The organism is Vibrio sp. B4-6, assembly GCF_963888245.1.
In the GTDB taxonomy this organism is placed as follows: domain Bacteria; phylum Pseudomonadota; class Gammaproteobacteria; order Enterobacterales; family Vibrionaceae; genus Vibrio; species Vibrio anguillarum.
This window is the reverse complement of sequence record NZ_CAWPIM010000002.1, coordinates 21,632-37,583: the sequence shown is the minus strand read 5'-3', so window position 1 is coordinate 37,583 and position 15,952 is coordinate 21,632. Positions and strand designations below refer to the sequence as shown.

Below are 15,952 nucleotides of genomic sequence, written 5' to 3'. Positions count from 1 at the left end.
CAATGGTACAATCTCAAATAAGAAGGATAAGGTAAGGAATAACCCTAGGGTTTACCTAGGGTTATTAAATCCAGTGACTTAATTTTTTTAACAATAGCGTTTTATCCGCTGGTTTTAAAACGTAATCATTCATTCCTGATGTACGGATTTTTTCTATCGTTGAAGGGCTATTGTCACCCGTATGCCCAATAATAGGCACTTTACTGTAAGAAGCGGTGGATGAACGGATAGATAAAGTGGCCGAAATACCATCCATAATCGGCATTTCAATATCCATTAACACCAAGTCAATTGAATTATTGGCCAACATTTGTAATGCTAATTCCCCATCGCTCGCTTGCAGTACTTCATACCCTTGCTTTTCTAGCAGCAGAGCGGTGAAGCTACGTAAGGAGTGGTTATCATCGACCAACAAAATTCGTTTTTCATAATCATATTGTTTTAACGGGATAACATTTTTATCGGCAATAAGCTCTTCCGTTTCAAAGAGTAGTTCATCAATAATCGCCGATCCATCCAATAACAATTTGTGCTTTTCAATTGGGTAAATGGTTAAATGACGCTCCATCGTCAACGCGTAACGCTGATTTTGGTCATATAAATAGCAAACTTTTGCTTGTGTAAAATGCAGTTTAGGTTCCAGTTTGGTTAAGTAATCCGGCGTTTCATCCAACGTTTGCAGATCCAAAAAGATCAGATCAAACTCAAATTCAAACTCTTCTCGACGCAAAGCACTCTCAGGCTCTAAGACATTAAGCTGGAAACCAAGATAGAACGATTTCTCACTGAGATAACGATTCACTATGCTCGTTTTGCCAATATAAAGCAGAGATTTCGCCTTCATTAGATCAAGTTTAATATTAGCAACGGCTTGCGAATCATACTCGGGAAACGTTAAGGTAAACTCCGTCCACTCTCCAAGTTCAGAACGGCAGATAATATCCCCTCCAAAAGCATGCATTACTTTACGGCAAAAGGGTAACCCCAGACCATAGCTGCCATTTTTACCGAAGGTATAAAAGTCTTTAAAAATATCGTCTAGCAAATGAGGTTCAATACCAACACCATTATCTTTCACTGTAATTTGGTGGCAATTCTCACTTGATTTCAAGGTGATATGGATATTAAACATATCGTTATTTTGATAGTAGAACGCATTCTTGAGTAGATTGTAGAGCACGTATTTTAACAGTGTACTGCTGCCTAAAAAATCAAAGTCATCCACCACCTTAAGAGTCACTGCCTGCCTGTCTTCTGGTCTTTTATAAGAAAAACTGCGCAGTGCCTCTTCTATAACAGGCTTTACAGCATGCTTTTTAAAGGTCGATGTTGAGACCCTATTTTGATCAATCGAGGTTAACAACAAATCAATGGTCTCATTACCGGAGCGAATGACTTCATCAGCATCTCTTAATAGCCCAGCAATCAGCTCTAAATCTTTAGACGGTAGCGTATAAGATTCTGATTTGGATGCCGTAGGATTGGGCAATACTGAACCCATTACTTCAATTGACGCTTTTAACGCACTTAATGGATTTCTCATTTCATGCGCAATCCCTGCGCCAAAAGACTTGGCAATCGACACCTTCGCTTCATGTTCAATTTGGTTACGAAAATAGAACAGGTTGCCAAAAATGTAAGTAAATAGAAAAATCGGTACGTACGGCCATTCCACCATCACTCGCAGTTCCGCGTCCATTACGCCATAAGTCACAAAGTAAGCACATGCTAATGCAATGGCGGCTTGAATCAGCATGACTTTTGTTTCGTGGACTAAGAGGATATGGAGGAAAATAGACGCCATGAACGACATAGCCCAGATCGTTGACCAATCGTTCATCAGCATCATGTAGCCAAAAAAGAATGGCAAACAAAATCCTATTGAAAACAAGTAATAGTAAGGTAAGTAGTGCTGTAAATGTTTCGGCGTTGAATTGCGAAAAATAATCCCCGCAAATAAAATGGCGCAAATCGCCCGTAACTCCATACTTTCATAAGGTTGTGGAAAGAGATAAGTCCACACGTAATAATAAAGGGGAAAACCAATGAACCCCATCCATCCCACAAGGGTGAGGTTCGGCTCAGCGTACTGGTATATTTTTTTTACTACGTCCATGTAACCTTACCAAACTGATACATTCATTTTTATAATCATAATTGTGCATAACCTGATTGTGCATAACCTGTTTTTTTGAAAGCGTCGAAGTCAGTTACACTCATCACGCCATACCTATTAATAACTAGCACAAGATAGACCACATTCCCATTCATTATGCAACAAGTCTTATTGAGCTGCCGTTATTTCTCGCCACATCGACATCAATGCGTAAGGTTATTTGCTCTTTCAGCTCGCTCACGTGAGAAATGATGCCGATCGTTCGGCCTCCTTGTTGTAAGTCGACAAGGGTTTGAATCGCCAAGTCCAATGACTCAGGATCTAAACTGCCAAAACCTTCATCGATGAACAGTGTATCCAGTTTAATACCGCCGCTGTATGATTGCACCACATCCGATAAACCCAGCGCCAATGACAACGCCGCCATAAAAGATTCACCACCAGACAAGGTCGCCACATCTCGCCATTTTCCGGTGTAGCCATCTTCGACCATCAGATCAAGCCCTGAACCCACATTACCTTTGGCGCGATCTTCTTTACGCTTGAGCAGATAACGCCCCTTACTCATGATCTGCAGCCTCATTGAGGCTTGGATCAGCACATCATCTAACAGCACGCCAAGAACAAAGCGATGCAAACTCACTTTGGCGCCTGTTTTGCCGTTGGCGATATCGCTCAAAGTCCCAAATACTTGATACTCTTGCTCTAAGGCTTCATTTTTTATATGTAAAATAACGATTTTTTCTTTCACACTGGTTAAGGCATCCATTTTAGACCGTAACGTGCTCCATTGATCCAATGCGCTTTGCTGTAACATGGCTACAGCCTCGACCGCGCTTGCATACTCAGCAAGATTGGGCTCACTTTTTTCACTCAGATCACTGGCTAATGTTTGAAGCTGGGCGTTTAACGTCGTACTTCTTTCGTCAAATTGTTTGATCTGCTTTTCAAGCTGCTCGATCTGCTGCGAAGATAAACGTGCCTGTAAATAGTGCTCAGTATCGTCGAACTGGCTCTCAATCAGCGCACTGTGCCACTGCTGCTGTGACTGCGTAAACGCATTTTGCCAATGTATCTGGTGTTCGACCGCCGCCGCTAATGCCGCTTTCGCACCAGAAAAATCGGCGTTCGCTTGATTGAAGCGCGCTTTGGTTTCCGCATCTAAACGGTTGAGATTAGCCAATTGCAGCTCTAACTGGGTTAAAGATTCGTTCAAATGCAAACTGTCTTGATACAACTCCGGGATCCCTTGGCTTAATGCAGAAACTTCAGTCTGCTCTTTGGCAACCGTCAGGGTGGCTTGTTCGACTTTATGCTGTTGCGTTTCAGCATTTTGCTTAGCTTGTGCTAACTGCAGTTCTAAGTTTGCCAATTGTTGAGCTAATTGCTCTGGATTGAGCGATTCAAGATGAGCAATGAAATGTTCAAGATCGCTTTGAGCTTGCTGCAGTTGCACTAAACTTTGCGTATTTCCAGATAATGACTCCCTCAAACTTGCCATCTCTTGCTCAAGCCGTGCGTATTGGGTCTCTCGCAGTTGTTGCTGCTTCAGCGCTTCTTGCTCAGTGGTTAGTTTGTTTTGCTGTATCGCTCTCGCCTGCTGCACTTGCGCCTTAGTCACCGTTTCTCCGGCATAACGCGCTAATTTAGGATGATCGCAACTGCCACACACCGGGCACTCGTTGCCTTGCTCCAAGGTTCGAGCCAGCTCGGCGGCTTGGTTGGTGTGCCAAATCAGCTCTAATTTATCGGCTTGCTGTTTCGCGTCCAATGTTGCGCGCTGTGCCAAATCAAACTGCTGCTGACTATAGCTCAGTGCAGCTTGCTCTGTGGCTAAACGCTGTTCAAGCTGCTGCAGCTTTGATAAGCGATCAATCTGCTGTTTGATGGTTTCAAGCTCTAAGCGCTGTCCTTTTAACTCAGCCAACTGTTGGTTGACTCTTTCGCACTCTTGACGCTTAAGCATAATTTGCTGTTCAAACTGCTCAACAGCGGTGTGCAAGTTGTGGCGATTTTGCGTCGCGAGCTCCACTTCACGTAAGGCTTGTTGCAGCGCTTTTTGATGATGTTCTCGCTCAACAAGCTTAGTTTTGATTAGGTTCAAGTCATAAATTTGTTGCATCAGATTCGGCACTATTTTGACTTTTTCTGCCGCGTCTTCTTGAGCCGCTTTGGCCTGTTGCCACTGCTGTTGTGACTGTGTAAGCGCTTGTTCTTTTTCGATTTTTGCTTGTTTGGCCGCTTCTAACTGACGTTGTGACGATTGTAATTCGTAATAGGGTGAATCTAAGCGCGTAGCTTGCAAGGCTTGATGCCTTTGAGCTTTTACCGCATCGATGACTGACGATTGTGCATCGTGATCGGCTTTAAGTTGCACGAGTTGACGCTGCTCTTGAAATTGTTTAGCAAGGGTTTGCGCCGCTTTTTGCTCGCTGCTCGCTGCATCAAACCTTTGCTGGGCATCTAGGTAAGCTGCGTGAGCGGCCGTCAATTGCGGTGACAGCTCAGCAATGCACGTTTCAAGGTGTGACTCGCTAGTTGCGTTCACGACGTCCAATGCGCCTTTAATTTGGTGATCAAATTCTTCTTTCGCTTTGCGGATCCCCGCCGCTTTCTCAAACAGCGCTCGTTCAATTTGGCTATAAATGTGAGTTTGAAACAACTGACCAAAGATTTGCTCCCGCTCTTTGGAGTTGGCAGTCAGTAATTCACGAAATTTCCCTTGGGGGATGACCATCACTTGGCGAAACTGTTTTACATCTAAACCGATCAATTCCACCATGGCTTTACCGACGGGATTGGGTTTGTTAGCAAGCAATTTCATTTCGCCATCGACCCATTCAAACAAGCTCGCGGCATGGGATTTTTTTGTTGAGCCTTCACCGCGTTTTTTCGGCACTTCTTGGTCGGGCGAGCGCTCAACTTGGTAGATTCGCCCGCCAAGCTCAAACTGGTAGCTGATTTCGGTGAGCGTGTGCGGGTCCGCGTAGTCGCAGCGCATTTGATCACCAGTACGCTCACTGCCTGTCGTTTCACCATACAAAGCGTAGCAAATGGCATCGAGCAGTGAACTTTTGCCCGCTCCGGTTGGACCATTAATCAAAAATAGCGGTGAGGCTCCCAAGGCGGTAAAATCTACCACTTCTTTATGAGCAAAGGGGCCAAATGCTTGCAGAGTCAATTTTATTGGACGCATTAGACTTGGGCTCCCGGCTTTAGGGCTTGAATGACGTCGATCACCGCTTGCTCTTGCGCTGCGGTTAACGCTTCTTGCTTAGCTTCTAAGAAAAAATCGCGGAACATATCCACCTCACCACGTGCCAAACGTGCACGCCCCATGGCTTGATCAACTCCCACCAACATGCCCGGTTTTTCTAAATGCAGTACGTTGGGGTAGGATTGACGCAGTTTTTCCATCGGGTCCAGTATCGCGTGTTTGTCGGTAAGACGAACTAACAGATAATCGTGGTTGTGTGGGTCTGTTTTGCCTTGCTCGATGATCTCCAGCAACTCACCTTCAATAATACGCATGCTATGAGGAGCAGTCAGTGGCACATGCGTAGCGCTAGCAAAACCTTGTTCATCAAATTCAACCAAGGTCGCTCCTTTCTTGTGGTGCTGCTCTGAAAAGCTGTATTTCATTAGAGAGCCAGAGTAACGGATATACTCTTCCCCTTTTTTCTGCGGTTGGTGCAGATGGCCGAGTGCAACATAATCAAAAGGTACAAAGTGTTGATGACTGACACGATCAGAGCCGCCAATGGACAGAGGTCGTTCAGAGTCAGATTCGATAGCGCCATCAACAAAACAGTGACTAATTATAACGTGACGTTGTGACGGATCCCACTGCGATATAATCTTCTCAATAAGGTATTGATGGGCTTCATCATGACTGGTTACGGCCTCTCCAAAGTAGTGGCGAACGACTTCAGGGTCGTTATAAGGCATACCATAAAATGCCACTTCACCAGCAATGGCTGATTTTAGTACCACAGGCTGCATCATCTGTTCAAAATTGCTAATAATGTGCAAGCCCGAGTGTTGCATCTGCTTGGCCGCAAAGCCTAAACGCTTCGCCCCGTCGTGGTTACCGGGGATCATAATTAAGGGGATGGAAAGCTCGTTGCACACGCGGTTGACTATATCATCCATCAATTCAATGGCTGCCGTCGGTGGAACTGAACGATCGTAGATATCTCCGGCGACGATTAAAGCATCCACCCGATTGCACTGCAGATACTCAATCAATTGATTGAGTACTGCGCGCTGATCATCCAATAAAGAAACGTTGTGAAATTGTCGACCGAGATGCCAGTCAGAGGTGTGAAGAAGCTTCATTCCAACCCTAAAGATAGCGAAAATCAAAGTGCTTCATAATACGCGATTAACCAAGAAAAGCGACGTAAGATCTAGCAAAACAGAGCTTAGGTTACGTGAATTTTCTTGATGACTTTATAAAAATTAAGCTAAAAAGTGACCATCAATGAATACGAACTTTCAGTTTACGAGGCACCAATTCAATACCAGCTTGATAACGTTTTGCCGAAGCGTTGAGGGCCAACGCGAGTGCGCTGTCGGCAATCAGTTCAAACTGCTGCGGCAGAGAGTTGATTTTAATAGGTAAGAAATCGAGTAAACGATTATCACCAAATGTCGATAACTTCACACGATTCATCAAGCTTGGGTTTTCAAACAATACATCTAAGATCCCTTCAAGCAGAGTGTAAGAAGTCGCGACGATCGCATCTGGCATGCTGTTGTTGGCGATCCATTCATTCACCACTCGTTTGCCCTCTTCTCGATTAAAGTGCGCGCCATAACCGATAACACTGTGCACAGTTTTCGCTCTTAACGCGGCTTCAAAACCCAACTGGCGCTCTTGCGAAATATTGAGCTCTGGTAATGCACCGACCAAACCAACGGTTTTAATCTCCGGCGTTAATAGAGAATGCGTCAATTCAAACGCGGCGTTGAAATCTTCACTGATCACACAGGCGAAAAATTCATCATCTAACGGGCGGTCAATCGCAATAACCGGAGTGCCTGAATGTTGCAACTTGAGATAAAACTCACTGGCGTGAGGAATCGCGCTGGCGACAAATAGCGCATCGATGCGGCGTGAGACCAAGGCATCCACCACCGACATCTCGGTATGCGGGTCATCGTCCGAACAGGCGATGAGAATTTGGTAACCCGCTTGGCGAGAGTTCTGTTCTAACAATTTAGCAAGACGCGCGTAACTGGTGTTCTCAAGATCAGGGATGATGAGCCCAAAAGAACGGCTATTTCCTGCTCGCAAAGCAGAAGCGGCGTGATCGGGACGGTAATTATGAGCATCCACCACGGCCATCACTTTCTGCTGGGTTTTTTCACTAATGCGGTACTTCTGCGCTTTGCCATTGATTACATAACTGGCGGTGGTTTTAGAGACTCCCGCTAACTTCGCTATCTCATCTAGTGTCATATCAACCACTCTTGTTCTGTGCGTCGGATCATAGAACTCATTTTTTGATCCTTGATGAAGTTGAATTATACGCTGAATCGATTCAGTATAAAAGCTGAAAGGATTCAGCAAAATTACAAAATGATAACTAAGGCTACATTTGACCATCACTTCATCGATGTAAAGATCACCAAATGTGAGTGTTATAAAAAATGAGCAGTGTGAGTAATAAATTGAACAGCGCCATTTTTCGTCAAAAATAGGTTTGCTGAATTTTTTTGGGAAAAAAGCTGAAACGATTCAGCTTGAATAAGTCATATTAATAAACTATCACTTAGGTGAAATCTATACTTCAAAGTGATAACGAATTAAGCCGTAAGGCAAAGAGGCCAAAATGCTGCAACTCAATTCCAACAATATTACTTTGGGCCAATCACCCACGAACAAGCAAGAGGCGATTCGAGCTATCGCAGCTGATCTAACCAACAAAGGGTTCGTCGAAGCAGGTTATGTCGATGGCATGTTTAACCGTGAAGCTCAGAATTCGACCTTTCTTGGTAATGGTATCGCGATCCCACACGGTACAACCGATACACGTCAACTGGTTAAGCAAACGGGTGTTGCTGTTCACCACTTCCCCAACGGCGTTGACTGGGGTAACGACGCAACCGTTTATGTCGCGATTGGTATTGCAGCGAAATCCGATGAACATTTGGGCATTCTGAAGCAACTGACGCAAGTGTTGTCCGCCGATGGCGTTGAAGAGAAACTGAAACAAGCATCCAGTGCCAATGATGTCATTGCACTCCTCAATGGCGAAGTGCAATTTGAGCCTGATTTTGATGCTTCGTTGATCCAACTGCTTTTCCCTGCCAGTGATATGGTACAAATGAGCGCCGTCGCTGGCGGTTTGCTACGCAATACCGGCTGTGCCGACAATGAATTTGTTGCCGAACTGGTCACGAAAGAGCCAACCCACCTAGGCAAGGGATTGTGGTTAATCAGCAGTGACAAAGCGGTCAAACGCACGGGCATTTCGTTTGTGTCAACCGCCAATGCGTGTGAATACAATCAACTCAACGTCAAAGCCTTGATCGCGATTGCCGCTTGTAATAATGCTCACCAAAACATTCTGGATAAGCTCACGCAGCTTGTGCTTCAGCAACAACAAGAAACCTTGCTCAATGCGAATGCTGCCCAATTATTGGCTTTCTTCAGCAATGACAATGAGCAAGCTCCGGCAACAAATGAGAGAGCAGCAAGCAAGGTTGCGGTATTCAAAATCAAAAACGCACATGGTCTGCACGCTCGTCCAGGAGCGATGTTGGTGGCCGAAGCGAAGAAATTTGAAGCCAATATCAAAGTGTCTAACTTAGATGGCGACGGAAAAACAGCCAATGCGAAAAGCCTGATGAAAGTCATTGCGCTGGGCGTAAAACATGGTCACCAGCTTCAGTTTTCAGCTGAGGGGCCAGACGCCGAGCAAGCATTAGAGTCGATCGGTAAAGCGATTGCTTCTGGTCTAGGTGAAGGGTGAGGATTAAGTCATGACAAATAAAGTCGTCACTATCACGCTCAACCCAGCGCTTGATTTAACAGGTAGCTTGGATGTGCTGAATGTTGGCTCAGTGAGCCTAGTCAAACAAGGCTCGCTTCACGCCGCAGGTAAAGGGGTTAATGTTGCGAAAGTACTGAGCGATCTCGGTGCAAAGGTGACTGTGACCGGATTTCTTGGCCGTGATAACCAAGAGTTGTTCTGTCAGCTATTTGATCAAATGGCCGCAATTGATGAGTTTGTTCGTGTTGATGGTGCAACCCGTATTAACGTGAAATTGGTCGAGAAATCGGGCGAAGTGAGCGACATCAATTTCCCCGGAGTTGACGTGACGCCGCTTGCCATTGAGCAGTTCGAACGCACTCTCGATAGATTAGCCGCTGATCACGACTATTTTGTGATCGCTGGTAGCTTGCCACAGGGCATCTCCCCAGCATTATGTGCTTCGTGGATCGAAAAACTGCACTCCATGGGTAAAAAAGTGCTGTTTGATAGCAGTCGTGATGCCCTCAAAGCGGGTCTTGACGCAAAGCCTTGGTTGATTAAACCAAACGATGAAGAGCTTTCTCAATTTGTGGGGCGTGAACTACACACTCCTGAACAATGCCAAGCTGCCGCCGCGCAACTGGCCGAAAAAGGCATTGAAAATATCGTGGTGTCGATGGGAGCAAATGGCGTGATGTGGTTGAACCAACATCAATGGCTGCATGCAAAACCACCACGTATGCAGGTCGTTAGCACTGTTGGCGCAGGCGATACTTTAGTCGCGGGCCTTTGCTGGGGACACATGCAGCAGATGGAAAAAACAGAACTGCTTACTTTTGCCACCGCCCTCTCTGCGTTAGCTGTTACGCAAGTCGGCGTGGGTATGTCAAACCGAAAACAACTCGAAACCCTACAACAACAAATCCAATTACAACCCGTTAGCTTAAGCGCTAACTCATAAGGACAGAAGGTCGTAACTATGAAGATTGCTATTATTACCGCATGCCCCAGTGGCGTTGCAAACAGCATCATTGCTGCCGGGCTGCTTGAACAAGCGGCAAAATCGCTCAATTGGACCGCTGTGGTTGAATGTCATTCCAGCATCATTCAAGGCCATACGCTCTCTAGCAGTGAAATCGACAACGCAGATGTGGTGGTTATTGCTCGTAATACACCAATAGATACCACCCGCTTTATCGGCAAAAAAGTGTACCAAAGTGACATTTCAGCCTGCACGTCTGATCCCGTTACTTTTTTAAACAGCGCGATAAGTGCAGCGACTATCCTAACTGAGCAAGAGGCAAAAACGGTGTCTGCGCCAGTCGTAACGCAAGCTGCTAAAAAAATCGTGGCTATCACCGCTTGTCCAACGGGTGTTGCACACACCTTTATGGCGGCAGAAGCGCTAGAAAACCATGCAAAACGCCTTGGCCACCAGATCAAAGTAGAAACACGTGGTTCTGTGGGCGCGAAAAACCAACTCACGGCACAAGAGATTGCTGATGCGGATTTGGTGATCATTGCGGCCGATATCGAAGTGCCACTCGATCGTTTCAACGGCAAAAAACTGTACAAAACCAGTACTGGCCTTGCACTGAAAAAAACCGAGCAAGAGATCACCAACGCGTTTAACCAAGCGTCTATTTATACGCAATCGTCAGCGTCTAATAACAATCAAACCGAAGAGAAAAAAGGGGTGTACAAGCACCTGATGACTGGGGTATCTCACATGCTTCCTGTCGTAGTCGCGGGTGGTTTGATCATCGCACTCTCTTTTGTGTTTGGTATTGAAGCGTTTAAAGAACAAGGCACATTGGCGGCAGCGCTGATGACCATTGGTGGCGGTTCAGCCTTTGCATTAATGATCCCTGTCATGGCGGGTTTTATTGCGTTCTCGATTGCTGACCGTCCGGGGCTTGCTCCTGGTTTGATTGGCGGGATGTTGGCAAGCTCTACCGGAGCCGGTTTTCTTGGTGGTATTGTGGCCGGTTTCATTGCAGGTTACGCCGCTAAATTCATTGCAGATAAAGTCTCCTTACCTCAATCGATGGAAGCGCTAAAACCGATCCTCATCATTCCATTTGTGGCGAGTCTCTTTACTGGCTTGGTGATGATCTACATCGTCGGTGGCCCTGTATCGAGCATCATGGCTGCAATGACTGAGTTCTTAAACAACATGGGCTCAGCCAACGCCGTACTTCTGGGTGTAATCTTAGGCGCGATGATGTGCTTTGACTTAGGCGGGCCGATTAATAAAGCAGCGTATACCTTTGGTGTTGGTCTACTTGCTTCGCAAACTTACGCACCAATGGCCGCCATTATGGCTGCGGGTATGGTGCCAGCGTTAGGTATGGGCCTTGCGACTTTCCTTGCCAGAGACAAATTCGAAGCCGGTGAACGTGAAGCGGGTAAAGCCTCATTTGTACTAGGTTTATGCTTTATCTCTGAAGGGGCAATTCCATTTGCAGCGAAAGATCCAATGCGCGTTATCCCAGCTTGTATGGCAGGCGGCGCGTTAACGGGTGCACTGTCTATGCTGTTTGGCGCGAAATTAATGGCTCCGCACGGCGGCTTATTTGTCCTACTGATCCCAAATGCGATTACACCTGTACTGATGTACCTAATCGCGATTGCGGCTGGTACGGCGGTGACTGGCTTTGGTTACGCCTTCCTTAAAAACCGCGCAAAAGCGAGCGAGAGCTCAACCGCGGCAGCAATATAATTTACATCATTAATATCTAACCATCATGAGTGAGCAGCAGTGCTGCTCACTTTTTCACGCTTTTCCAGGGCTAAAATTCCTTTACACGCACCGCTGACACGCCGCATACTCACCCTCAGTTTAAGTAGCCTCGCGATAGTTATGATCCAGTCATTGATGTTTGCCTTCTTGTTTAGCTTATTGAGCCTGTTCTCCTCGCTCAACCTCAATGCTACACAAAGCTTTTCGGCGAGTGAGTCTACGACAATCCAGCATGTTCATTTTTCCAGTCATCCATTTTTTGTTGATCGTGATGCAGCGATATTAACCACAAGGCATGAGTCGCCACGAGTCAGTGGGCTTCGGTTAATCTCAGATGACGACGAAGAGACGAGCGCAGAAACTACCCTACTTTTTTACACTCTCAGTACCACTGCGTTTGTCGTCATTTGTTCTCTGTATATAGGTCAATCAACTCACGTTTTTGTGCGTAAAGCACTGCAATTTTCCAACCTGTATTCACGCTTCGCCCACGCTTAACACCTTTTTCAATCGGACCAATTATTACTATTTACTGATTGAGGAAGCTTGTTATGAATACTTTTTTGTCTATTTTTTCTGCCTTATGGCATCAAGATCTGTTTGCGCTACAACAGGTCGATCTGTCGTTACTTTACCTCTGCATTGGATTACTTATCTTCGTTGAAAGTGCATTTATTCCAGCAGCGCCGCTGCCTTGCGATAGTGTGATTGTACTGTGCGGTAGCCTTGCGGCCGTTGGGGTACTCAACCTTTATGCCATTATTGGCGTGCTGGTTTTTGCTGGTTGGCTGGGCAGTGCGATCGCCTTTTATCAAGGCCACCAACTTAAAGAGTGGCGATTAGTCTCAACTTGGCTCAACAAAGTCTCAGAAAAACAGTGGCGCACTACCGATAACTTGATCCAAAGGTATGGGCTACTGGCCATGTTCATGGGGCGCTTTCTGCCGGTAGTTCGTTCTTTGCTGCCTATGGTAATGGGGCTGCGTAATGCAGTAACACCAACACGCTTCCTGCTCGTCTCACCACTGAGCGCGCTGGCGTGGATTCTGTTTTTGGTCGGCTCAGGCTTAGGTATTTCTCTTTTGCCCGATAAGCTTGCCAAAATAGCCAATCATGCGTTGATATTAGCACCACTGATGACACTGTTGATCGCTATCTCAACGGTACTGGTGGGTTGGTTAATGCGTAAACGTTCACTGCAAAAAGCCCCTCGTATCAGTGAAGAAAGCCAGTAGATCACCGAACTAATCTCTCAGCAGTGTGAAGCTAATGCTTCCACTGTTGAAGAAATTAGCCAGCCTCTCTGTTTTATGGTGCTAGCTGACGTGTTAGAGATATCCAATACAAAGGTGGGTAAACTATTCAAAACCTAACACTACCGTTACACAATGTAATTAATAACATTCATTGTTACGAAAAAATTGAAACTTCTTTCTCAAAACCTGAGTTGACAGTCACATTCCCCAAAATAATTCAAACCTCATGACGTATATTGCCACCAAATACATGTCGAGGTTGTTATGAAAATATATCGTCTACTATTCGTTAGTTGCTTATTTCTGTTGGGATGTGCTTCAAATCAAGCATTCACTCCGATCAAAGAAGATCCCTATTGGGCGAGCGCCGAGCTGGCCAATGGCATGAAATACCACATTTATCCCAATCAAAAAGAACCCGTTTCCATCCGCTTGATTGTTCACGCAGCGGCATTTCAAGAAAACAATCAGCAACAGGGCTACGCTCATTTTCTTGAGCATATGGCTTTTAATGGCAGCGCTCATTATGCCGGAAATGATGCGATCAAAACCTTTGAGCAATCAGGTGTCAGTTTTGGTCCTGACATCAATGCTTATACTGCTTATCAAGAAACGGTTTACAAACTGGATTTACCCGATAACCAAGCGGTAGAGCCAGCTCTGGTCTGGTTTAGAGATATTGCCGATGGTATAGAGCTTACTCCCACATCGGTTGAAAATGAAAAACGCGTGATCATGGGCGAGTTTCGTTTTTCACGTAAAGAGGAGAAGAGCTACGCTCAAAACGTTTATGAGCACATGATTGCTAATACTTTATATGCGCAGCATGATCCCTTGGGCACCAAAGAGAGCGTGAACCAAGCGACACCCGAAGGGATTGCCGATTTTTACCGCACTTGGTATCAGCCACAACTCACCGAAATCGTTATCGCTGGCAATATCACATTAGAGCAAGCCACGGCATTGATAGAAAAACATTTCGCGAGCTGGGAAAAAGGCAGCACGCCAATGCCGACTAGAAATCACAGCATTACGGCCAATAATACAGATTTTGTGGGTTACATTGGTGCCAATGACTCACCGAACATTAGCCTATTCATCGACCGTGGCGAGCAAAAAATAGCCAGCCGTGAACAACAAGCCCAGTGGTGGCTCGATGATATCGCCCAGCAACTGATACAACAGCGGTTATCCAGCAATTTTAGTGACGCCAACCTTCCGGCACTTTGGATTTATTCCCAAACTATCCCGTTTGAAACCCAGCGCTATTCGTTTGCAGAGGTCGGGTTTCCAGTGGACTCAAGAGAAGCATCGCAAAATCTCTTCTTCTCCACACTTGCTGCACTGCGTGATCATGGTGTGAGTGAGCAAGAGTTTCAGGCGATTTTCCGTCAGTATCAAGAGATGCTAGCGAACTTCGATAACAATTGGCAAAAAGCCACCGCGATAGATTTAGTCGAAGAAAAAACGCTGGCGCGCACGTTAGATCAACCGATCCAGTCACATTTAGACCGACGGTCGACGTTAACCGAATTTATCTCGACCACCAACAGTGCCATGCTCGATAAACACCTTCGCAAATTATTGTCTAGCAACTACCAGATCAATATTGGGCTGGATAAAAGTGAAGACAAAGAATTCGTCGTCGCGACACTGCCAACACTCAAAACCCTGTTTGCCCAAAAAGGGCAGCCACCGCTACTACAAGAGGTCAATCAAGCTTTTGTAACACCTACGCAGATAGGTGCTATTTTGTCGGAATCTCAACCTCAAGAGCCGATGGATATCACCACTTGGATGCTAAGTAACGGTGTTGAAGTGTGGTATCGCAGAGACACTAACGCAGGGGAAAAAGTGTATGCCTCTTTGGCAAGCCTTGGTGGTAAAGCAAGCTTAGAGCCCGATTTGCGTAAAGCTTCTGAAGTGCTTATTCCGAGTGCCATACGCGGTGGAATTGGTAACTTTAGCGGCTCTCAGTTGGATAATCACCTGAGAAGACACGGCATCATATTGAATCCCTACATCGACTTTACGTCGCATGGTATCAGCCTTGAATCATCTAAAGATGAGTTAGCCGAAGCGTTTGCGGCCCTTTATACGGCGATGACAGCCATCAACATCGACGACAGCCATCTGCAGTTAACAAAACAAGAGTTTAAGCAAAATCGTGATACTTTTCTTCGCTCACCCATTGGCCAGATGGCGCTCGCCATTAATCGCAATAGCTATCTGCCGGACACCACTCATTGGTTATACGAAGGATCGGACATCAATACGGTGAGTGTTGAGCAACTGATGCAAACCCATGATGATCTCTTTAAGAAAAATAGAGGCTTTAAACTCTTTATTACCGCAGACATTAAACCTGCCGAACTGAAACCGCTATTGCGTACCTATGTAGCGTCATTAACCTTCAGCTCTGCACCTGAGGTCGATTATCGCATTGATTATCGCGCAGACTTTCAGCCTCGAATCGACATGGCGATCAACGATGAAAAAAGCAGTGCCTATCTTGCCAGAGTGATCAGTAACGACCCGGAACACAAATCGGCTACTACTATCTTTATGGATGATATGTTGTGGCGTGTGGCAAACCGCCGCATGGTGAGTCAGGTGCGTGAACAGCTAGGGCTGGATTACGCTCCCAATGCTTTTTCGGTTTCAGCCGATAGTGAACCACACAACGATTGGCTATTTAGCGTGGACATTTCATCCAATGATGTCGATACCGCAGAGCAAGCCATTGATAAGCTGATTGACGGTTTATCTGTCGAAATAACGGAAGAGGAAACGCTCACCGCAGCGAAACAATTGATTGCCGATCTCAAACCACTCAAAGACGACCCCAAGCAGA

The 15,952-nt window shown here is 45.8% G+C and carries 8 protein-coding genes and 1 pseudogene; 5 read left to right on the top strand and 4 right to left on the bottom strand.

The window, feature by feature from the left end; genetic code table 11:
- Positions 1–64 precede the first annotated feature (64 nt).
- From AACV20_RS00520 to cra, 4 genes are all read right to left on the bottom strand, one after another.
- On the bottom strand, positions 65–2,116 hold the full coding sequence (locus AACV20_RS00520) for an ATP-binding response regulator (protein ID WP_170907765.1): 2,052 nt from the start codon (positions 2,114–2,116) through the stop codon (positions 65–67).
- Positions 2,117–2,270: 154 nt separating this feature from the next.
- Complete coding sequence (locus tag AACV20_RS00515) at positions 2,271–5,312, bottom strand: AAA family ATPase (protein WP_170907764.1); 3,042 nt, start codon at positions 5,310–5,312, stop codon at positions 2,271–2,273.
- Complete coding sequence (locus tag AACV20_RS00510) at positions 5,312–6,454, bottom strand: exonuclease SbcCD subunit D (protein WP_170907763.1); 1,143 nt, start codon at positions 6,452–6,454, stop codon at positions 5,312–5,314. The genes AACV20_RS00515 and AACV20_RS00510 overlap by 1 nt, the downstream gene beginning before the upstream one ends.
- A 142-nt stretch (positions 6,455–6,596) precedes the next feature.
- On the bottom strand, positions 6,597–7,727 hold the full coding sequence (cra, locus tag AACV20_RS00505) for a catabolite repressor/activator (RefSeq protein ID WP_170907762.1): 1,131 nt from the start codon (positions 7,725–7,727) through the stop codon (positions 6,597–6,599).
- A 226-nt stretch (positions 7,728–7,953) separates the two neighbouring features.
- Between cra and fruB the strand changes: the two genes are divergently transcribed.
- The 5 genes and pseudogenes from fruB to AACV20_RS00480 all read left to right on the top strand — a co-directional run.
- A complete protein-coding gene (gene fruB / locus AACV20_RS00500) occupies positions 7,954–9,096 on the top strand; it encodes a fused PTS fructose transporter subunit IIA/HPr protein (RefSeq protein ID WP_170907761.1) in 1,143 nt (380 codons plus the stop codon).
- 10 nt (positions 9,097–9,106) lie between these two features.
- Positions 9,107–10,060 carry a 1-phosphofructokinase gene (gene pfkB, locus AACV20_RS00495; RefSeq protein WP_170907760.1) on the top strand — a complete coding sequence of 318 codons (954 nt, stop codon included), beginning with the start codon at positions 9,107–9,109 and terminating at the stop codon, positions 10,058–10,060.
- An 18-nt stretch (positions 10,061–10,078) separates the two neighbouring features.
- Positions 10,079–11,821 carry a PTS fructose transporter subunit IIBC gene (fruA, locus tag AACV20_RS00490; protein ID WP_017050018.1) on the top strand — a complete coding sequence of 581 codons (1,743 nt, stop codon included), beginning with the start codon at positions 10,079–10,081 and terminating at the stop codon, positions 11,819–11,821.
- 572 nt (positions 11,822–12,393) lie between these two features.
- Positions 12,394–13,077, top strand: a complete 684-nt coding sequence (locus AACV20_RS00485; protein ID WP_026028609.1) for a DedA family protein — start codon at positions 12,394–12,396, stop codon at positions 13,075–13,077.
- Positions 13,078–13,362: 285 nt separating this feature from the next.
- Positions 13,363–15,900: pseudogene (locus AACV20_RS00480) on the top strand (M16 family metallopeptidase); the annotation flags it as partial.
- Positions 15,901–15,952: the final 52 nt, after the last annotated feature.